Consider the following 20,060-nt stretch of genomic DNA (forward strand, 5'->3'; position numbering starts at 1 on the left):
CTATGTCTTACAAAAAGGATAATAAAATCAAAAGTAACTTTACCACCATTACCATCAGTTTAGCCTCTCCTGAGTCTATCCTCGAGCGTTCGAGCGGTGAAGTTTTAAAGCCGGAAACCATTAACTACCGTACTTACAAACCTGAGCGTGATGGTTTGTTTTGCGAGCGTATTTTTGGTCCGGTAAAGGATTACGAGTGCCATTGCGGTAAATACAAACGCATCCGTTACAAAGGGATCGTGTGCGACCGTTGCGGTGTTGAAGTAACCGAAAAGAAAGTACGCCGTGAGCGTATGGGCCACATCAACCTGGTGGTGCCTGTTGCGCATATCTGGTACTTCCGCTCATTGCCAAACAAAATTGGTTATTTATTAGGCCTGCCTACAAAAAGGCTTGACCTTATTATATACTATGAGCGTTATGTAGTTATACAGCCGGGTATCAAAGAAGCAGACGGAATCAATAAAATGGATTTCCTGACTGAAGAAGAATACCTTGATGTGTTAGATACCCTTCCAAAAGAGAACCAGTACCTTGACGACAAAGATCCTCAGAAATTTGTTGCCAAAATGGGTGCTGAGGCTTTGGAAGAATTATTGAAACGCCTTGACCTGGATGAATTATCATTCAGCCTGCGTCACCAGGCCGCTAACGAAACTTCTCAGCAACGTAAAAACGAAGCCTTAAAACGCTTACAGGTTGTTGAAGCTTTCCGCGATGCAAAAACCAGGATTGAGAATAACCCCGAGTGGATGATCGTTAAGATTGTTCCGGTGATCCCGCCTGAGCTGCGCCCGTTAGTGCCACTGGAAGGCGGCCGTTTCGCAACTTCAGATTTGAATGATCTTTACCGCCGTGTAATTATCCGTAATAACCGTTTAAAACGTTTGATCGAGATTAAAGCGCCTGAGGTAATTTTACGTAACGAAAAACGTATGTTACAGGAAGCTGTGGATTCGTTGTTCGATAACTCACGTAAAGTTAACGCGGTAAAAACTGAAGGTAACCGTGCATTGAAATCGCTTTCAGATATCCTGAAAGGTAAACAAGGCCGTTTCCGTCAAAACTTATTAGGTAAACGTGTGGATTACTCTGCCCGTTCGGTAATTGTTGTAGGCCCTAACCTCAAATTACACGAGTGCGGTTTACCAAAAGATATGGCTGCCGAGTTGTTTAAACCGTTTATCATCCGCAAAATGATTGAGCGTGGTGTGGTTAAAACAGTAAAATCTGCCAAAAAAATTGTCGACCGTAAAGACCCCTTAGTTTGGGATATCCTGGAAAACGTACTGAAAGGTCACCCTGTGTTACTAAACCGTGCGCCTACGCTGCACAGGTTGGGTATCCAGTCGTTCCAGCCAAAACTGGTTGAAGGTAAAGCGATCCAATTGCACCCATTAACCTGTACCGCGTTCAACGCCGACTTTGACGGTGACCAGATGGCCGTTCACGTACCACTTGGTAACGCGGCAATTTTGGAAGCCCAGATCTTGATGCTTGCTTCGCACAACATCCTTAACCCTGCCAACGGTACGCCAATCACTGTACCTTCGCAGGACATGGTGCTTGGTTTGTACTACATCACCAAAGGCCGTAAAACGGATGAAACCCGGGTAGTAAAAGGTGAAGGTTTAACCTTCTACTCTGCAGAAGAAGTTATCATCGCTTATAACGAGAAGAAACTCGACCTGCATGCCTTTATCAAGGTTAAAACCAGGGTTAAAGAGCGCGATGGCAAAATCGTTAATAAAATTATCGATACTACCGTAGGCAGGGTGTTGTTTAACCAGCACGTACCGGCCGAAGTAGGTTACATTAACGAATTGCTTACCAAAAAATCACTACGTGATATCATTGGTGAGGTTGTTAAGATTACCGGTATGGCCCGTGCAGCCCAGTTCCTTGATGATATTAAGGAATTAGGTTTCCAGATGGCGTTCCGTGGTGGCTTATCGTTTAACCTGAAGGATATCAATATCCCTGCAGAGAAGGTAAACCTGATCGAAACCGCTTCTAAGCAGGTTGACGAGGTAATGAATAACTATAACATGGGTTTCATTACCAACAACGAGCGTTACAACCAGATCATCGATATCTGGACACGTATCAACAACCGCCTTACAGCAAACGTTATGGACATCCTGAGCAACGATAACCAGGGCTTTAACTCTGTTTACATGATGCTTGACTCAGGTGCCCGTGGTTCTAAGGAGCAGATCCGTCAGCTTGCAGGTATGCGTGGTTTGATGGCGAAACCTCAAAAATCAGGTTCAGGCGGTGAGATCATCGAAAACCCGATCCTTTCAAACTTTAAAGAAGGTTTGTCGGTATTAGAGTACTTCATCTCTACACACGGTGCCCGTAAAGGTTTGGCGGATACGGCGTTAAAAACGGCCGATGCCGGTTACTTAACCCGTAGGCTGCATGACGTTGCCCAAGATATGATTGTTGGTGAAGTTGATTGCGGTACCTTACGCGGTATTTATACAACTGCGCTGAAAGATAATGAAGATATTGTTGAGCCATTATATGATCGTATTTTAGGTCGTACAGCGCTGCACGATGTTCATGATCCTATAACTAATGAACTTTTAGCTTCTGCGGGTCAGGATATTACCGAAGAGGTAGCTAAAAAGATCGAGAACTCACCGCTGGAAGGTATCGAGATCCGCTCGGTATTAACCTGCGAGAGCAAACGCGGCGTTTGTGCCCTTTGCTATGGCCGTAACCTTGCAAGCGGTAAACGCGTGCAAAAAGGCGAGGCTGTGGGTGTAATCGCGGCACAGTCAATCGGTGAGCCGGGTACACAGTTAACACTTCGTACATTCCACGTGGGTGGTACCGCATCAAACATCGCGGCTGAATCGCAGATCAACGCTAAGTTTGATGGTATCATCGAGTTTGAAAACGTACGTACCGTAACTTACGAAACCCCTGAAGATGGCGCTGTTGACGTAGTGTTAGGCCGTTCGGGCGAGTTCCGCATCATTGAGCCGGGCAGCAACAAAGTGATTGTTACAAACAACATCCCATACGGTTCATACCTGTATGTAAAAGATGGCGCTACTATCACCAAAGGCGATCGCATCTGTTCATGGGATCCGTACAACGCGGTAATTATATCTGAGTTTGCAGGTATTGCCCAGTTCGATGCTGTAGTTGAAGGCGTAACCTTCCGCGAAGAGTCAGACGAGCAAACCGGTCACCGCGAAAAAGTGATCATCGATACCAGGGACAAATCTAAAAACCCGTCTATCCAGATCACCGATAACAAAGGCAACGTAATTAAAGGATATAACATTCCGGTAGGCGCCCACATCGCTGTTGATGAAGGCGACAAACTACAAACAGGACAGGTTATCGCTAAAATCCCTCGTTCAACCGGTAAAACGCGGGATATTACAGGTGGTTTACCACGTGTAACCGAGTTATTTGAAGCGCGTAACCCATCAAACCCTGCGGTAGTAACCGAGATTGACGGTGTGGTAACTTTAGGTGGCGTGAAACGTGGTAACCGCGAGATCACTATCGAATCGAAAGACGGACAGGTTAAAAAATACCTCGTACCGCTTTCAAAACACATCCTTGTACAGGATAACGACTTTATCAAAGCCGGTATGCCACTGTCGGATGGTTCGATATCACCGTCGGATATCCTCGCTATTAAAGGCCCTGCCGCTGTACAGGAGTATCTTGTTAACGGTATCCAGGAAGTTTACCGCTTACAGGGTGTGAAAATTAACGATAAGCACTTTGAGGTTATCGTTCACCAGATGATGCAGAAAGTGCAGATTGAAGACGCGGGCGATACCCGTTTCTTAGAGCGCGAAGCTGTAGACGGATGGGATTTCATGAACGAGAACGACGAGATCTATGACAAAAAAGTAGTGGTTGATCCGGGTGATTCAACTACGCTGAAAGCAGGTCAGATCGTATCTTTACGTCGTTTACGCGATGAAAACTCGATATTGAAGCGCCGCGACCTTAAACTGGTTGAAGTGCGTGACGCTATCCCGGCTACTTCAAGCCCGATACTGCAAGGGATCACCAGGGCATCGTTGGGCACCAAATCATTTATCTCGGCAGCATCGTTCCAGGAAACTACCAAAGTACTGAACGAAGCAGCTATAGCAGGTAAAAAGGACAACATGCTTGGTCTGAAAGAAAATGTGATCGTAGGTCACTTAATCCCTTCAGGTACCGGTTTGCGCGAATACGAAAATATCCGCGTAGGCTCACAGGAAGAATTTGACCGACTGATGGCTTCGAAAGCAGAAGAGCAGGAAGCATGATATAACATTCCTGATAATATGAAGCCTCCCGGGTAACGGGAGGCTTTTTTTATGTTTTAAGTTTTTTACAAAAACCTAAAACAATATAATTGTACCTTTGTTATACCCGAGACCTTGCGCAGTGGAGTACAGATTGTTCTGCTATTCTTAAAAGTTGTGCAAGCCAAGCGATCCCTTTAAAAAAGGCTCCTTAAATAGGAACGTCTTTTTGTTATTTTAGTGGCATGGAAGAACAAAACGAAACTCAGCTCGCTATCGAGCTTTCAGAAGAAATTGCAGAAGGCACCTATTCAAACCTCGCTATTATTACCCACTCAAGTTCAGAATTTGTATTGGATTTTATCCGAGTGATGCCCGGCACGCCCAAGGCCAGGGTAAAGTCGAGGATTATATTAACGCCGGAACATGCCAAACGCCTGCTCACAGCCCTGGAAGATAACATTGATAAATTTGAGGCCAATAACGGTCGCATTAAAGTTCAACCGGAACATCCGGGCTTTCCGATGAATTTTGGCGGCACAATGGGTCAGGCTTAATTTTCAATATTATATTAAAACGCACTTTTGTTTAATAAAAAGTTATGTTAAAGTCCTCTTTATGAAAAATTTAATAATTGATTGTTGTTTTTGAGAAAAAAGTGTATATATTGCAACGATTTAAAACTTATACCTACAAAGACATGGGAGTCCTAATTTTATGAGAAAATCCTACATCCTAAATGCATATTTAATTCTTTTCATTTTATTCATTTCCGGAGGGCTGTTTTCCTGTTCATCAACTAAGAAGACTAAATATTTTCAGGATATTCCGGATTCGGGGATGCTGAAAAAGATTGCCGCTGCTGAATATATTGAGCCCAAGGTTCAAGTTGATGATATTATATCGGTAATAGTGCAAACTATTGACCCTTCGGCTTCTCAAATGATCAATGCCGGTAATGTGCCTATTTCGGGGGCGGTGCCTTCGGGTAATGGTAATTCGACATTAAACCAATTGATGGGATCAGGTAATCAATCTCAAATTACAAGTGGTTACCTGGTTAATAAGCAGGGCACTATTGATGTTCCGGTACTTGGTAAAATAAATGTATTAGGATATTCAACAACTGAGCTGACGGCAATTATACGTGATCTTGCTGCCAAATACTATAATAACCCAACCGTTATAGTACGTTTTGCCAATTTTAAGGTTAGTATTTTGGGCGAAGTAGCTAAGCCTGGAGTATATATTATGCCAAACGAGAAAGTCAGCGTTTTAGATGCTTTGTCAATGGCTGGAGATTTGACAATTTTCGGAACCAGAAATAATGTTTTGTTAATAAGAGGAAATCCAGATGGGACAAAGACCCCATACAGGATCAATTTGAAGAACAGTAATATCATGTCCGAGCCTTACTATTACTTAAGGCAAAATGATATGATTTATGTTGAACCGAACAGGGCAAAAGCAGCCGCAACCGATGCTGCGCAGGCACGTAACTATACGATAATAGGCTCTATCTTATCTATTATTGCTATTTATATTACACGAAAATAATCAAGTATATGGAATTTCGCGATCAGGAAGTTGATCAAATCTTAAATAAGGGAGAATCTTTTGATATTAAAAAGTTTATAGGGAGGGTTCTTAATTACTGGTATCTTTTTGCAATAAGTATTGTTGTTTGTTTGGCAGGCGCGTTTGCTTATGCACGGTATGGCACACCACAATATAAAATTACAAGCGAATTAATCATCCAGGACGATGCATCTGGGGGGCTACTTGGCGGTAAAGGTGGTAATGGATCTATGATGGATTTTTCTGACCTTTTAGATATTTCGAATAACGTTTACAACGAAATCAGTATTTTAAAGTCAAGGCTTTTGATGGTTAACGTTGTTAAAGATTTAGGTCTTGATGTAGTTGTTTATAGAAAAGGCAGGTTAAATAGCGTAGAGTTATTTGATGAGTCTCCGTTTAGTGTTCAGGTAATATCAAAAGTCGATTCTATTAAGGCGCGGGTTTACGACGTTGAGGTTAACAATAATAATTTCCATATTTCCAACGGAAAAGACAACATTGACGGGACTTTTAAGTACGGACAAGTTATTAGTTTACCGCAATTTAATCTGATTTTCAAAAGTGTTCCTGGACATCCTATTGAAAGTAACGGGTATAAGGTAGTAGTCCATTCAATTGATGACCAGGTTGAGGCATTTGCTAATAATCTGGCGGTTGAGTTGACGGATAAGAAAAGTACCACTCTACAATTGACATTGAATTATTCCAATTCAAAAAAGGGAGAAGCTATTCTACAAAAATTAATGGCTCTGTATCTCCAAACTAATCGGCAAAGTAAAATAGAAGTGGCCGATAGTACCTTGAATTTTATTGAAGGAAGATTAAACATAGTAAGTAGGGAGCTATCAGGAGTTGAAACCAAGTTTGAACAATTTAAACAGGAAAATGGTATAGCCGACGTAACAGCACAAGGAAAGGCTTTAGCTGGTAACGTATCAGATTATTATGTTAAGTTGAACGAACAAGAAACTCAATTGTCTGTGGTTAAAGATGTTGAGAAATATATAAATGACCCATCTAACAAGAGAATAATTCCAAACACCCTTGCCGTTCAGGATCCCGTTTTTGCTGAAGCCATCGGGAAATACAACATGTTATTAATTAATAGAGATAACCTGATTTTATCTTATAAAGAAGATAATCCTGTAGTTCAAAATATTGATCAGCAACTTGCTAACGTGAGGCTAAGCCTGGTAAAAAGTTTTGAAACATATAAAAGGAATCTTGTAATAGTTATAAATAATTTAAAGGCGCAAAATGCTTCATTGACGTCCGCCGTTAAAAGTGTACCCAGGAAGGAGCGGATTTATCTCGACTATTCCCGCCAGCAAGACTTAAAACAGCAATTATATTTGTATTTGTTGCAGAAAAAAGAAGAAACTGCAATATCCAGAACTTCTACATTATCAACAGCACGAATTATTGATCCGGCTAAAAGTGATTATTTACCATTTAAGCCTAATAAGCCACTTGTTTATATAATAGGGTTGTTTTTGGGTTGCATTATACCCTGGGCTTTTTTCTATATAAAGGAAATGCTTAATTCGCGAATCCTTAACCGTGAAGATATTGAATCTCATACCAAAGTATCGGTTGTTGGAGAAATAGGTAACAATGAAGAAAATGTATCGGTTGTCGTTTCTCCAAATTCAAGAACAATTTTATCAGAACAATTTAGAGCCCTGCGAACCAATCTACAGTTTGTTTTAAACTCAAAAAATAAATCAAACGTTATTATGGTTACATCCAGTATGAGTGGTGAAGGTAAATCATTCATCTCAATGAATCTTGGGAGCGTTTTGCAGTTGAGTGGCAAAAAAGTATTGTTGTTAGAGTTGGACTTAAGAAAGCCTAAATTGTCTCTTAATTTGGGTATGGAAAGTGATTTTGGGTTTACAAATTATATTGTTTCTAACAATATGGATCTTGACTCAATAATAAAACCTACATTTATTTCTGAAAACCTTTTCATCATATCCGCGGGGCCTGTTCCTCCAAACCCTTCTGAGCTTTTGCTAAATGAAAAGGTTGGTACTATGATTGAGCAACTCAAAGAAAAATTTGATTTTATAATTATTGATAGCGCACCTATTGGTTTGGTATCTGACGCGCAATTAATTGAAAAATATGTTGACATCAATCTATATATAGTAAGACAGGAATATACATTTAAGTCGCAGTTAATGATCATTAATGACCTTGTTAAAACGGGTAAGTTTAAGCGTTGTTACTTGGTTGTTAATGATATAAAATCGCGTCGGGGTGGCTACGGTTATGGCTACGGCTACGGCTACGGTTATGGCTATGGTTATGGCTATGGAAACTATGGCGGTTATATTGATAATAAATCGAAGCCTTCCTTTTTCAGAAGACTCTTGTCTCGTAAATAGATATAAATTTTTTATCATAATTCAACGTCTTAATGGATTCTGCCCTGTTCAATGAATATTCTTTGCTGAAAAGTGAATATGATTTAAAGTATAAAGGCATTGATTTCAATAGGATTCTTGCACATGAATTTTTACTCATTACTTTTCGAAGTTCGGAATTTGAAAAGCTAAGATATTACCAGATTATTTCTTTGTTTTTTAAAGTAAGAAAACTGGGAAAACTAAGAGATGTGTTTTCGAAGAATATTTTGGTTACTAACGGTATTGACAGAAATGATTATACAGAACTTATAGAAGGCTTCACAAAAGACCTAAGTGATTACTCATATTATTCGTTAACTGGCTTACCTAATGAATATACGGTAAAGTTGAGCCTGAAAAGCTTTTTCAGTGCTGTTAATTACGTTTTTTTTAAGAAAAGACGTTGTATCAATAGTTTTAAAGAGAAACTTTGCATTGCCGGTGCTATAGTTTATTACAGGCGTATATTGGATGATCTTGAAAATAGTTTCGCCGGCATAAATTTGCAGGGAAAAAAGTATGTTGCGTTTAATAGCGCTTATGATATAGAAACCCTGATTACCCTTTTTTTTAAAAGTAAGGGTGTTACTACCTATCATCTTTCCCACGGCGTAAGCTATATAAAATATAAAAAGACTATGCCGCTTGATAGGGTCAACGGCGAAAATATTACTGCAGATAACATATTGGTTTGGGGCGAATCAAGTAAAAGAGATTTAATCAACAACTACAGTATTTTCCCGGAGAAGATTTTAGTTGCCGGGAATCCTAAATACCCGAAAAGGAAGATAAACGTTAAGCAGAGCTTCAAAACCGGGATTGTTTTTTTAGGGAGGAATATTTATGATGATCAAAATGTCAGGATAGTTGAAATAGTAGGTGAAGTTTCAAAATTGTGGCAGATAAAATTTGTAATAAAACCTCACCCCAGGTCGGATTTAAACAGAATAAGACTTGTGGCAAAGAACTATGATATAGATGTTGTTGATACAAAATATACCATCAATGATATACTCAAAACAGGTAGTTATGATTTTGCCATTGCTTATAACACAACGGTATATTATGAGGCTATGTATTATAGTTTGGTTTGCTTGAGATATGACCAGGATGAGAATGAAGATTACGAAGGCATTGAGGATAAATTTAGAGATGAAGAATCTTTAATGAAACAGATCAATAAGTTTAAAAACATGGAAAATGAAGATTTAAATGTCAAAATAGACAATTTGTTAGTGACTGTTTTAGGAATGGGTATTGATAATTATAAAATGATTTTAAACGATGAGTAGTTCGAAGCGAATACTTTCGGGAGTTATTTGGAGTTCTCTTGGCAATGTTATAAGCGCTTTATACAGCTTTTTTTCAGTTCCGATACTTTTATTTCATTTCGGGAAACAACATTACGGCTTAATTGGGTTGGCCTTGTCTGTAAACGTTTATCTGAAGTTAATGGATATGGGGTTTTCATCCGGTAATGTGAAGTTCTTTTCTGAGTGGATCGTCAAGAAAGAATATGTGAATTTAAATAAGCTGTTTCAATCCAGTTTGGCCTTTTATGGAACAATTGGTATTGTAAATGCTATAATTTTAAGTGTGGTGTCTTTTTATGCCAAATCCATATTTTCATTATCAGATTCTGATGCCGATATTTTACATAGTATGTTCTATGTGTTAATGATTAGTGCCTTTTTTGGATGGTTATCAGCGTTACTTGATCAATTTTTAAGGGCTAACGAAATTATAGGCTGGGAACAACGATTAATGATCTTCTCCAGATTACTTCAGGTGTTAGCGTTATATCTGACCGTTAAGTTTGATTTCAGCGTGAAATTGTTTTTTGCGTTGACTACCTTTTCGTCGTTAATAATTATTCCATTCAGCGTTTGGAAAATTAATACATTAAAATTTAAAATCACCTATTTCCCCAAATATCACTCTGAGATATTTAAGAAAATACTGCCCTATTGTTTGAGTTTATTTTCATTTGGCATTTTCCAGTTTTCTGCAATATATCTGCGGCCTATTATTTTAAGTATGCGGTCAAACGTTGGCGCGGTGGCCGAGTACCGGATATTGGAAGGTTTTGCAAATATGGTTCTTTTATTGGGATCGAGTTTTACAACGGTAATTTTACCCTCAGCTTCAAAAGCTAAAGCAATGAATGACAGAGTTAAAATGGATAAAATCGCTTACAACGGTACCAAGTATGTGAGTGTTTTTTTGTCAATAATCGTTTTCGGGTTTGTTTTAGTGTCAAGGGATGTACTTAATTTATACGTTGGTAATACTTACGATTATTTGTGGGTTTGGTTAGTAGTTTGGATTATTACGTTATTAGCCGCTCATACGTCTGCGATATCAAGTTTGGTGTTGTCTGAAACAAATTTGCGCCCGATAGTTATAATGTCGTCTTTCTCATCAATTTCTTCGCTAACAATAGCCTGGTTTTTAACACCCTCTTACCGTGTTGGTGGAGTAGTATTCGGTTATTTATTTTATAATATTTTCCAGATGGGTTTTTATTACATTTACTATTACCCACGAGTTATGCAATTAAATTCGCTTAAGATATTTATAAAATCATTTTTTATCCCTTCGGTTTTTGTGGCAGCTATAGCATGCTTGGTATTTTATGTATATCCGCATGTTTTTCACAACCATGGTTACAATAAAGTGTTTTTAAGCGGGGCTATATATATGTTTATTTTACTACCGGTGATATTTTTCCTGGTAATGGATGAAGGTGACAGAATTTTTATAAAGCAGTTGCTTAAAATTAAGCAAAAGTAAAAGAATATTAACAGTCATTTATTGACGATACCATATGATTAGCATTTTAGTATCAGTATTTTGTTTGATTTTGCTTTGGAAGGTGAGCGTAAATACCGGTATTGATCAGGTATATTGGGTGTTGCTTTTTATTTTATTTGTTCCACCCAATATTGTTATTTTATTCTTTATTCCTTATAACCAGTTTTTGATCTTAATCTTACTGGCGGGTATTGTTTTTAACAAAGACTGGTTAGAAGCACTAAGATCATTCCCACTGAAACGAACGTTTATATTATTTGCAATTTGCATGATAACTATAGCACTGTTTGATCATAGGGGAACGTTGACATCGGTACAGAAGATAGCGAAAGCGGTATCATTTTTAACATCAAATATTTTATTTTGTTTATTTACTTATATAGCATTAAACAAAACATACAGTTATTCTAATTTATATCGTAAGATTTTTTTGATTCTTGGAGTTTTCACAGTATATGGAGTAGTGTGTTTTGTAACCAAAGCAAATCCTTATGCTACTGCACTTGCTGAAGCTTATAACATCCAGGACTATATGAAAACGTATCTTTTAAATGCCGACGGCAGAACGAGGGTTAATTCATTTAGTTTTCACCCATATTTATATGGGATCATTTTAACAATAGCCACGCTTTTTTTTATATATTATTATCAACATCCACGCGGGCTTTTAAAGATTCCTAAAAATATCGCTTTGGCGCTTTTAGCGTTGTTTGTTGTTAATATCTTTTTGTCAAATTCACGATCCATATTATTGATTTTTATTTTGGCTTATGGTTTATATTCTCTGTTTTCCATCACTGCAGACAGGTTTCTTATTTACCTTTTAATATTTCCAATTGTACTTTTGGTAGCCTTTCAAATCCCTAAGGTGAGTAAAACCATCGATCAGCTAACCGACGTGGTTTTTAACGGTGGAAATACAACCGAAGGTAGTAATGTTGATATGAGACAGCAACAGCTTTTGATTTCGGCAAAGTATTTTAATGATAGCCCTATATTTGGAAATGGATTTGATTACATCATTGAAAACCTGGGTTTCAATGCCGATATATCAAAGCGCGAGAGTGACGCAGATGCTTTTGGCTTTGAAAGTTACTTCTTTGTACTTTTAATCGAACAGGGTACAATAGGAATAATTGGCAATTTAATTTTATTTATTGGCTTGATAATATACCATGTTCGGAACATTTTCAGGGTTAGTGGTTTGGACAGACGATTTGTTTTTGTTAATCTGTTGACCATCTTGGGATATCTTGCGTTTATACTAACAACAGGTACTTTAAACTCAATGCCATTCTTTTTTATTATGATTGGCGTTTCAATATCTATCCAGCAAAAGATGCTTACCTATAAAAAAGCCGTAATTAAAGATGATATGGTTAATGTAAGCTGATTTTTAAAAACATATGAAGGTGTTGAGTATTGGTTTTTTGCTTAAGAATATTTATCATGATTAAAGAGTTAGCTATAATAATACCCGCATATAAATCTCTTTATTTAAAAGAAGCTCTTGATTCTTTGGCGCATCAGTCAAACTTAAACTTCAACCTTTACATAGGTGACGACGCAAGCCCTGATAATTTGTATGAAATAGTAAAACATTACGAAGATCGCTTGACCATTTTTTATAAACGATTTGAGCATAATTTAGGGGGTAAAGACCTGGTTGCTCATTGGGAGCGTTGTTTCGACATGACTCAGGATGAAAAATGGTTGTGGCTTTTCTCGGATGATGATATAGCGTCGCCAGAGTGTGTATCTTCTTTTTATCGTTATATAAACGATAATAGGTCAGCAGAGTTGCTTCATTTTAATATAGAAATGATTGATAATAAGAGCGAGCATTTAGCCTATTGCCCGCCTTTCCCGGATGTAATGACCGCAGCTGATTTTTTTGAAAAGCGGATAGACTATAAACTTAGTAGTTTTGTGGTTGAATATATATTTACCAGGGATGTGTATTTCAGGGAAGGAAAACTTCAAAACTTTGATCTTGCCTGGGGTGCTGATGATGCCACTTGGATAAAGTTTGCAAAAGTTAACGGAATTCATACAATAAACGGCCCCCTGGTTAAATGGCGTTACAGCGGTTCAAATGTTTCATCATTAACCAGTGATATCTCAATCATCACTAGGAAACTTAATGCCACAATAAGCTACATCAATTGGGCAACCGCCTTTTTCGAGAAGAATAATATTGCGGTAAATGTTAGTCAAACTAAGATGGTCAGATTTGCCCTCGGAAGTATAGACAATGCGTCTGTATTTAAACTTGCTGTAAGACTAAAACTTGTTCCTGTTTTATTGAAGGGGCTTGGCAAAAATTATTCGAAAAATTTAAAGATAATCAGCTACAGTTATTTCCGTGTTATAACGGCGAGAGCTGTAAAAGGAATCAAAAAATTATTACGGCGGTAATAAGATTAAAGTAAATGTGAAGAGATAAGTTTTTTGATTAAAATTTATTAAATGAATATATATTATCTATCAGTTACTTCCTTTACAGATACTGACCTTGGGGTTTTGGAGTATCTATCAAAAGTATATAATGTTACTTACGGGCTTGTGCTGCAAAAAACAAACGCCAATTTTACCGAAAGTGAAGTAAGCAAATTTTGTAAAGAGCGTAATATAAATTTTGAGCCTTTCAGGTTTAAATATCAGCAAAAGGATCCGCGTACATTCCTGACATTTTTTAAAATTATAAAAAAAATTAAGGCAGCTAAATCAGATGTTATATATATACCAACATTTGACCACGTTTTTTTTAGTGCATTAAGTTTACTGCTTGATCCGCGGAAGACAGTTATAGCTTTGCACGATGTCGAATTTCATAGCAACGCTGAATTTAAAAAGATACTAATAATAGCACGAAAAATAACATTAATGCATTTTGTTAATTTTCAAGTGTTTTCTGATTCACAATTTAGATTGTTTAAGAAACTTTCGCCCGGTAAAAAAGTTACGTTAATTCCTTCACCACTGAAAAATTTCGGTACTGCAGATCGTGTATTACCAACGGACGGGAATATTAGGCTTCTTTTTTTTGGTAACATTTTACCTTATAAAGGATTAGGTTTGTTGTTGCAGGCACTTTCCAATATTAATGAAAAGGAGGAGCGTAATATCAAGCTAATTTTGGCAGGCCGGTGTAATGATTGGGATACCGAGTATGAGCCGTTGATCAAAAATAATATAAAGATTGAACGGATGATTGGCTTCATTGATAATGAGAAAATAGCAACACTGTTTACCAATGCTGACTACCTTATATTGCCATACAAAGATGCAACTCAAAGCGGACCATTAAAAATTGCGTTTAATTATAATCTTCCGATTATCGCATCCGATATCGACAGTTTTTCGGAAGATGTAGTTGATAATGTTAATGGCTATCTTTTTAAAGTAGGTAATGTAGAGAGTCTCGAAAGCGTGTTACTAAAGATATTGAACAATCATGATACGGCTTATCAACAGCTGAAAATAGAACAGAAGAACTATGTAGCAGCTAAATATAGTGATGAGGTGATCTCTTCAAAGTTCGTAAATATGTTTAACAATGTACTGAACCAGGTAACCCATAACTAATACAGATATGAATATAAGGAAGTTTTTATCAAGATATAAAGGAAGGTATTTAAAGTCTCTCCGAAGCAAGTATAGTGAAGATTTAAAGGCGTATTTTTCTGATAATCCAACTATAATTTCGAATAATTGTCTTGCTGGTTTTGTTTATCAGGATACCGGAACTCCTTATACCAGTCCAACCATAGGGATGTACTTTTTCTTTCCTGATTATATCGAATTTTTGTCCGATCTGCGTACTAACTTATATGCCGATTTAACATTTACCGATGTTTCCAAATATGAGCTTGGAAATGAAAGAATTAAGAAAGCAAAGCATAAATATCCCATTGGGCTTCTGAACAATTCTATGGAAATTCATTTTTTGCATTATAGCAGCAGGGAGGAAGCTCTGGAAAAGTGGAAGAGACGACTTGAACGGGTTAACCTGAATAATTTGATTGTGTTGGGCACCCAGCTTGATTTATGTACCGAAAATGATATTAAGGCTTTTGATCAGTTGGATTTTGAAAAAAAAATATTTTTTACCAGAGATGATTATAACACTAAATCAGGGGTATTTATAGAGGCATTTAAAAAGAGCATCAAAATAGGTGATCCATACCAAAGCGGGCATATTCTTTATAAGCATTTGATAAAAAAGGTTAAGAATAAAGCTTAAAATACATTTGTAGTACCCTTATGAATTTAACAAAAATAGCTATCATTATACCTGATTTTGATGCCGGTGGTGAAGAAAAACGTGCTGTTTTTTTTGCGAATAACTATGTCAGGTATTTTGAAAAGGTGATACTTTTTGCACCGGATGGTACAAGTTCTGCTTTATTGGATAATAGGGTAGAGCATGTAAAAATTGATGTTAAGAGTATTAAGAATTTACCTAAAATTCTTAAAATTATTAAAGATAACCAGGTGACGATTCTTCAGGGGCACAAAAGATTTACGATGCCTTATCTGCTGCTCGCTGAGAAGGTATTGAAAGTTACGAGCGTTTTTAATTTTGACAACATTTATCTCAAGTTTAACTATGCTTGTAAGTTGCTCTCCCCCAGCTATATCATATATCTTTCAAGCATTGTTGAAGATTACTATAAGTCATTATATAAAGGATTTAAAAACAAAACAATTAATATAGGGGGAGATTTTTATCAGCGGTTTGATAAGGAGAAGATTTTGGCGTTGAGAAATGAGTTGGGAATAGATGATAATAAGTTTGTTATTCTAAGCTTAGGACGGTTATCCGAGCAAAAGAATCATAAAAAATTAATTTATTCATTAACCGCGTTAAAAGACACCAATTTTATTTGCCTGATTGCCGGCAGCGGCCCTTTGAGAAGTGAGCTTGAACAGTTGGTTCTTGAAAACGGTCTCGTTGAAAAAGTTATATTTTTAGGGCACCGTACAGATGTTGAAAATTTGGTTAATATAGCCGATGTATTGGTGCAAACTTCAATTTTTGAAGGCTTTCCCAACGTATTTATAGAAGCAGCTTCGGTAGGTTTGCCAATCATCTCCACAGATGTGGGATCATCGAAATCAATTGTAAGGGAGAATGGTATATTGGTTGATCCACATAGTTCTGATGGTATCAGCGATGCTATAAAACTAATGATACAAAACTATCCTCAATACAAAGAAAATGCCGTAGCCTTTGTTGACAGTAGTTACTTTAGGCAATTTCATAAAAACATCATGTTGAGTAATTATATTGACTTTTATAAATCATTGTAACCCTAAATGGGAATGATAATATGATTGATAATATAATAACTTTAAATTATGAAAAATCGAGTATTTGTTTTAGCTAAACTCATCTTTATTGTTGTTTTTTTGCCGTGGTTAAACATTGCCAGTGCCCAAACAAAGCGAGGTATGAAATTGGTTTGGCACGATGAGTTTGATTATAACGGACTACCTGATAGCAATAAGTGGACCTACGAGGATGGCTTCATAAGGGACGGTGAAAAGGAATTCTATACGAAGAATAGGGTAGAAAATGCCAAAGTTGGAAATGGCCTTTTAACTATTACAGCCAGAAAGGAAGAATTTGTTAATTATAATTATGCTTACTACAAAGGCTTAATGTCAAAGGAAAGGTATTTTTCAGAGTTAATTAAATACCCAAAACAATTCCGGGGTAAAGCAGCCGATAGCATACCGGCCTGGGTTCGGAATAGATATGATTCATTAGCTCATTATACGTCTGCATCTTTAGTAACCAGGGGCAAAGCAAGCTGGAAGTATGGAAGGGTGGAGATAAGGGCTAAACTTCCGAGAGGGAAGGGAGTTGTCCCGGCTGCATGGATGCTCGGAACCTCTTTCTCAAAAGAAACTCCGTGGCCACAATGCGGGGAAATTGATATCATGGAATTTGTAGGGCGGGTACCTGGTCAGATATACGGGCATGTGCATTACAAGGATCCTGCAACAAATAGGCATGTACATTACGGAAGCGCTTATAAGTTGCCGTTATCGGGTAGTCAGTGGCATGTTTATGCTGTTGAGTGGAACAGCAAAACAATAAGTTTTTTTTGTGATGATAAACTGTATTATACTTTTATGGTGAGTGAAGCCGGCCCAGCCGAAACCAATCCGTATAATAAGCCATTTTATTTATTACTTAACATGTCTTTGGGGGGGGCTTTTGGGGGCATGGTTGATGACACAATTTTCCCTCAACAGTATCAAATTGATTATGTACGAATTTATCAATAAAACAAAACTATCTTGAAAAACGAAGCCTGGAAAGCAATTATTCAGAAAGTAGATAACTTTTCGATAAGGAAAGGGTTAACATCATTTGTTAATCCATATTCAATGTTGGTTTTAAAAGATTTTCCAGATATCGCAAATGGCATAGATTACTGGCAAATTGATGGTATTTCCCTGGTTAATGAAATTAATAGGTATAAAGGGGCCAAGTTTGGTCGTTTTAGTTTTGATGATACATCGGTTGCTCCTGTGGTGTTTAATTATGCTTTAGAGAATAAGTTAAAAGTTGGTATTGTTGGAACTAAACACGAGTATCTAACAAGCGCCGTTAAGGTTATAGAATCTAAGTATAACATTAAAATAAGCTACTATCGAGATGGCTATTTCAGCACCGATCAGGATAGGGCGGATTGTTTAAAGCAGATTATTGACAGCCAAATAGACATATTTATTTGCGGTATGGGAACTCCGCTCCAGGAGCTTTTCCTGATTGATCTAAAAAAAATTGGATGGAGCGGTTATGCTTTTACCTGCGGAGGTTATTTGCATCAAATAGCACGAAAGGAGAATTATTACCCAGCCATTTTTGATAAATTGAATATAAGGTGGATATACAGGATAATTGATGAACCTAAACTTTTTAGGAGATATTTTATTCAATACCCCAGATTTTTTATTAAATTTTTATTTTTTAAACTTCGGTCGCCTAATAAAATTTAGATTTACTAAACCTGAAGTACTTTGTAAAATAGATTTAAATTACAGGTCTGGCAAATAAAATAAGCCAATTGGAATTACTTTCAATTGGCTTATTTTATTTTGGTAATGTTTGTTTTTTACCCTTGATAAAAAAGGTTTTGGAAGATAGTTTATTCCAAAAGACTTATAACTTCATTGTAATCGCTGATGTTTTTATCTGCTAAAAGGCTCTTCTGCTTTGAAAAGTAAAACGTTTTGATCCCTAAGTTCTTAGCCGGTATTATATCTGTTTCCGAATCACCAATCATCCACGAGTTTTCGAAATCTATGTTATAATTATTTTTTGCCTGCAGAAACAAGCCATTTTTGGGCTTACGGCAATCACAATTATCTTCATCAAGATGTGGGCAAACAAAAAAATGATCAATCATTGAGCCTGTTAGAAGGTTAATCTGATTGTTAATTATTTCCAGCTTTTGCATTGAAAGTAAACCTCTTCCAACACATCTTTGGTTAGTTACCACGACTATATGTTGGAAATGTTTTTTTGATAATAGCAAAAGATCTTTTATACCCGGAATAATCTCAATCTGATCAAGTTCCAAAACGTAACTATGATCTATTTTTTTATTTATAACACCGTCGCGGTCAAGAAATAATGTGTCTTTTTTATTATATTGGGATAACATTTTCAAAAATTTTTTGCGCCCGGTAATAATCTTCAGGTATACCTATATCTATGAATGTTGAATCAAAAGCTTTTGCGAAAGCAGCTATTCCAGGCAGATTTTCTTGTAGAAAGTCTGTTTCAAACGAAAATTTTCCCGGGAAATTAAATTTATTTATCAAATGTTTTTGCATAAAATAAATTCCGCCATTAATTTCAGCCTGCGTTACGATGTTGCCAGGGCTTTTTTCTTTAAACGATATTACCCGGCCATCGGGCGAACATTCAACTGACCCGTATCTGTCGGAGTTTGATATTTTTTTTAAGGCTATCGTTATCTCTGCCGATTTTTCTGTTGCAAATGTTTTAAGTTCATTTAAAGGGATATCAAATGAGGTATCCCCGTTAATAATAAAAAAATCATTGGCAATGATTTTGTCGGCAGCCTTAAAGATAGCACCTCCAGTTCCTAACGGCTCATCCTCAATACTGTAATCAATGTCTATTCCGAAAGACGCATCAACGCCATTATAATGATCACGAATAATCTCCCACTTATAACCTACAGCCAGGATGACCCTTGTTATGCCCTGCTTTTTTAAATAATGTAAAATGTAATCCAAAAAAGGTCTGTTCGCTACTGGCGCCATCGGTTTAGGCACCTCCGAAATTACAGACCTTAGCCGGGTGCCAAGTCCGCCAGCCAACACTACAGCTTCCATTATTTTGCGGGTTTATAATCAGAAAATATTTCCGCCTCAACAATGCAGCAAATGATGTGACCTATTAAAATGTGAACCTCCTGAATTCTGGGAGTTTCATTTGACGGCACTTTTATGCAATAATCGCACAACTCGGCCATTTTTCCGCCGCTCATGCCGGTAAGCCCGATGGAGATGATATTTTTTTCTTTACAAACCTCAAGTGCTTTTATGATATTGGGTGAATTTCCTGAAGTTGATATCCCGATAAATATATCTCCTTCGTTACCCAAAGCCTGCACCTGGCGTCCAAATAGTTTTTCGTAACCATAATCGTTGCCAATTGCTGTTAATACAGATGTATCAGTTGTTAAGGCAATTGAAGGTAATCCGGGCCTGTCAAAATAAAAGCGGCTAACAAATTCGCCGGCGATGTGCTGCGCATCGGCAGCGCTCCCGCCATTTCCGGCAAGTAGTGTTTTTTTATTTTGTTTGTATGCGTTGGTCACAATTGCTGATACTTCGGCAACTTGTGCTAACAATTCCGGACTTTCTAAAAAAGCGGTTTTAACCGCAATCGATGATTTTATTTGAGATTCAACGATAGATAACATATGTG

At 37.2% G+C, this 20,060-nt stretch carries 16 protein-coding genes; 13 read left to right on the top strand and 3 right to left on the bottom strand.

The genetic code is table 11. The annotated features are described in order from the left end of the window. The first annotated feature begins 2 nt into the window (after nucleotides 1-2). The 13 genes from rpoC to LX99_RS12945 all read left to right on the top strand — a co-directional run bounded on the left by rpoC (nucleotide 3) and on the right by LX99_RS12945 (nucleotide 18,094). Nucleotides 3-4,292: a DNA-directed RNA polymerase subunit beta' gene (gene rpoC, locus LX99_RS12885; RefSeq protein WP_109608244.1), complete on the top strand. Its 4,290-nt coding sequence runs from the start codon at nucleotides 3-5 to the stop codon at nucleotides 4,290-4,292. Between the two features lie 224 nt (nucleotides 4,293-4,516). Beyond that, complete coding sequence (locus LX99_RS12890; protein WP_109608245.1) at nucleotides 4,517-4,828, top strand: DUF3467 domain-containing protein; 312 nt, start codon at nucleotides 4,517-4,519, stop codon at nucleotides 4,826-4,828. A gap of 160 nt (nucleotides 4,829-4,988) precedes the next feature. After that, nucleotides 4,989-5,828 (top strand): polysaccharide biosynthesis/export family protein, encoded by an 840-nt coding sequence (locus LX99_RS12895; RefSeq protein ID WP_109608246.1) that lies wholly within the window; start codon nucleotides 4,989-4,991, stop codon nucleotides 5,826-5,828. An 8-nt stretch (nucleotides 5,829-5,836) separates the two neighbouring features. Then, complete coding sequence (locus tag LX99_RS12900; RefSeq protein ID WP_109608247.1) at nucleotides 5,837-8,242, top strand: GumC family protein; 2,406 nt, start codon at nucleotides 5,837-5,839, stop codon at nucleotides 8,240-8,242. Nucleotides 8,243-8,274: 32 nt separating this feature from the next. Continuing rightward, the gene (locus LX99_RS12905) at nucleotides 8,275-9,555 is read left to right on the top strand and encodes a hypothetical protein (RefSeq protein ID WP_109608248.1); all 1,281 of its coding nucleotides are present in this window, start codon (nucleotides 8,275-8,277) and stop codon (nucleotides 9,553-9,555) included. Further along, nucleotides 9,548-11,056, top strand: coding sequence for a lipopolysaccharide biosynthesis protein (locus LX99_RS12910; protein ID WP_146203117.1), 1,509 nt, complete (start codon nucleotides 9,548-9,550; stop codon nucleotides 11,054-11,056). Before LX99_RS12905 ends, LX99_RS12910 begins: the two co-directional genes overlap by 8 nt. A gap of 34 nt (nucleotides 11,057-11,090) precedes the next feature. Then, the gene (locus LX99_RS12915) at nucleotides 11,091-12,470 is read left to right on the top strand and encodes an O-antigen ligase family protein (RefSeq protein ID WP_109608250.1); all 1,380 of its coding nucleotides are present in this window, start codon (nucleotides 11,091-11,093) and stop codon (nucleotides 12,468-12,470) included. Between the two features lie 56 nt (nucleotides 12,471-12,526). After that, nucleotides 12,527-13,495 carry a glycosyltransferase family 2 protein gene (locus LX99_RS12920; protein ID WP_109608251.1) on the top strand — a complete coding sequence of 323 codons (969 nt, stop codon included), beginning with the start codon at nucleotides 12,527-12,529 and terminating at the stop codon, nucleotides 13,493-13,495. A 51-nt stretch (nucleotides 13,496-13,546) separates the two neighbouring features. Then, entirely contained in the window at nucleotides 13,547-14,665 is a 1,119-nt protein-coding gene (locus LX99_RS12925) for a glycosyltransferase family 4 protein (RefSeq protein WP_109608252.1), read from the top strand. 7 nt (nucleotides 14,666-14,672) lie between these two features. Further along, the gene (locus tag LX99_RS12930; RefSeq protein ID WP_109608253.1) at nucleotides 14,673-15,323 is read left to right on the top strand and encodes a DUF1919 domain-containing protein; all 651 of its coding nucleotides are present in this window, start codon (nucleotides 14,673-14,675) and stop codon (nucleotides 15,321-15,323) included. Between the two features lie 20 nt (nucleotides 15,324-15,343). Then, nucleotides 15,344-16,393 carry a glycosyltransferase gene (locus LX99_RS12935; RefSeq protein ID WP_109608254.1) on the top strand — a complete coding sequence of 350 codons (1,050 nt, stop codon included), beginning with the start codon at nucleotides 15,344-15,346 and terminating at the stop codon, nucleotides 16,391-16,393. Between the two features lie 48 nt (nucleotides 16,394-16,441). Then, nucleotides 16,442-17,377 (top strand): glycoside hydrolase family 16 protein, encoded by a 936-nt coding sequence (locus LX99_RS12940; RefSeq protein ID WP_109608255.1) that lies wholly within the window; start codon nucleotides 16,442-16,444, stop codon nucleotides 17,375-17,377. Nucleotides 17,378-17,389: 12 nt separating this feature from the next. Next, a complete protein-coding gene (locus LX99_RS12945) occupies nucleotides 17,390-18,094 on the top strand; it encodes a WecB/TagA/CpsF family glycosyltransferase (RefSeq protein WP_109608256.1) in 705 nt (234 codons plus the stop codon). A 149-nt stretch (nucleotides 18,095-18,243) separates the two neighbouring features. On the opposite strand, the gene LX99_RS12950 is transcribed toward LX99_RS12945, so the two are convergent. The 3 genes from LX99_RS12950 to gmhA2 are packed head-to-tail and all read right to left on the bottom strand — an operon-like array spanning nucleotide 18,244 to nucleotide 20,055. Next, nucleotides 18,244-18,762: a D-glycero-alpha-D-manno-heptose-1,7-bisphosphate 7-phosphatase gene (locus tag LX99_RS12950; protein WP_109608257.1), complete on the bottom strand. Its 519-nt coding sequence runs from the start codon at nucleotides 18,760-18,762 to the stop codon at nucleotides 18,244-18,246. Then, complete coding sequence (locus tag LX99_RS12955; protein WP_109608258.1) at nucleotides 18,746-19,462, bottom strand: nucleotidyltransferase family protein; 717 nt, start codon at nucleotides 19,460-19,462, stop codon at nucleotides 18,746-18,748. Before LX99_RS12955 ends, LX99_RS12950 begins: the two co-directional genes overlap by 17 nt. Then, entirely contained in the window at nucleotides 19,462-20,055 is a 594-nt protein-coding gene (gmhA2, locus tag LX99_RS12960) for a D-sedoheptulose 7-phosphate isomerase (protein ID WP_109608259.1), read from the bottom strand. The genes LX99_RS12955 and gmhA2 overlap by 1 nt, the downstream gene beginning before the upstream one ends. Between the last annotated feature and the right edge of the window lie 5 nt (nucleotides 20,056-20,060).

Source organism: Mucilaginibacter oryzae, assembly GCF_003148845.1.
GTDB classification, from domain to species: Bacteria; Bacteroidota; Bacteroidia; order Sphingobacteriales; family Sphingobacteriaceae; genus Mucilaginibacter; species Mucilaginibacter oryzae.

What these genes read in the sequence shown, in the direction of transcription:
- rpoC (WP_109608244.1), top strand. Translation starts at nt 3, where the DNA reads ATGTCTTACAAAAAGGATAATAAAATCAAAAGTAACTTTACCACCATT.
- LX99_RS12890 (WP_109608245.1), top strand. Translation starts at nt 4,517, where the DNA reads ATGGAAGAACAAAACGAAACTCAGCTCGCTATCGAGCTTTCAGAAGAA.
- LX99_RS12895 (WP_109608246.1), top strand. Translation starts at nt 4,989, where the DNA reads ATGAGAAAATCCTACATCCTAAATGCATATTTAATTCTTTTCATTTTA.
- LX99_RS12900 (WP_109608247.1), top strand. Translation starts at nt 5,837, where the DNA reads ATGGAATTTCGCGATCAGGAAGTTGATCAAATCTTAAATAAGGGAGAA.
- LX99_RS12905 (WP_109608248.1), top strand. Translation starts at nt 8,275, where the DNA reads ATGGATTCTGCCCTGTTCAATGAATATTCTTTGCTGAAAAGTGAATAT.
- LX99_RS12910 (WP_146203117.1), top strand. Translation starts at nt 9,548, where the DNA reads ATGAGTAGTTCGAAGCGAATACTTTCGGGAGTTATTTGGAGTTCTCTT.
- LX99_RS12915 (WP_109608250.1), top strand. Translation starts at nt 11,091, where the DNA reads ATGATTAGCATTTTAGTATCAGTATTTTGTTTGATTTTGCTTTGGAAG.
- LX99_RS12920 (WP_109608251.1), top strand. Translation starts at nt 12,527, where the DNA reads ATGATTAAAGAGTTAGCTATAATAATACCCGCATATAAATCTCTTTAT.
- LX99_RS12925 (WP_109608252.1), top strand. Translation starts at nt 13,547, where the DNA reads ATGAATATATATTATCTATCAGTTACTTCCTTTACAGATACTGACCTT.
- LX99_RS12930 (WP_109608253.1), top strand. Translation starts at nt 14,673, where the DNA reads ATGAATATAAGGAAGTTTTTATCAAGATATAAAGGAAGGTATTTAAAG.
- LX99_RS12935 (WP_109608254.1), top strand. Translation starts at nt 15,344, where the DNA reads ATGAATTTAACAAAAATAGCTATCATTATACCTGATTTTGATGCCGGT.
- LX99_RS12940 (WP_109608255.1), top strand. Translation starts at nt 16,442, where the DNA reads ATGAAAAATCGAGTATTTGTTTTAGCTAAACTCATCTTTATTGTTGTT.
- LX99_RS12950 (WP_109608257.1), bottom strand. Translation starts at nt 18,762, where the DNA reads ATGTTATCCCAATATAATAAAAAAGACACATTATTTCTTGACCGCGAC.
- LX99_RS12955 (WP_109608258.1), bottom strand. Translation starts at nt 19,462, where the DNA reads ATGGAAGCTGTAGTGTTGGCTGGCGGACTTGGCACCCGGCTAAGGTCT.
- gmhA2 (WP_109608259.1), bottom strand. Translation starts at nt 20,055, where the DNA reads ATGTTATCTATCGTTGAATCTCAAATAAAATCATCGATTGCGGTTAAA.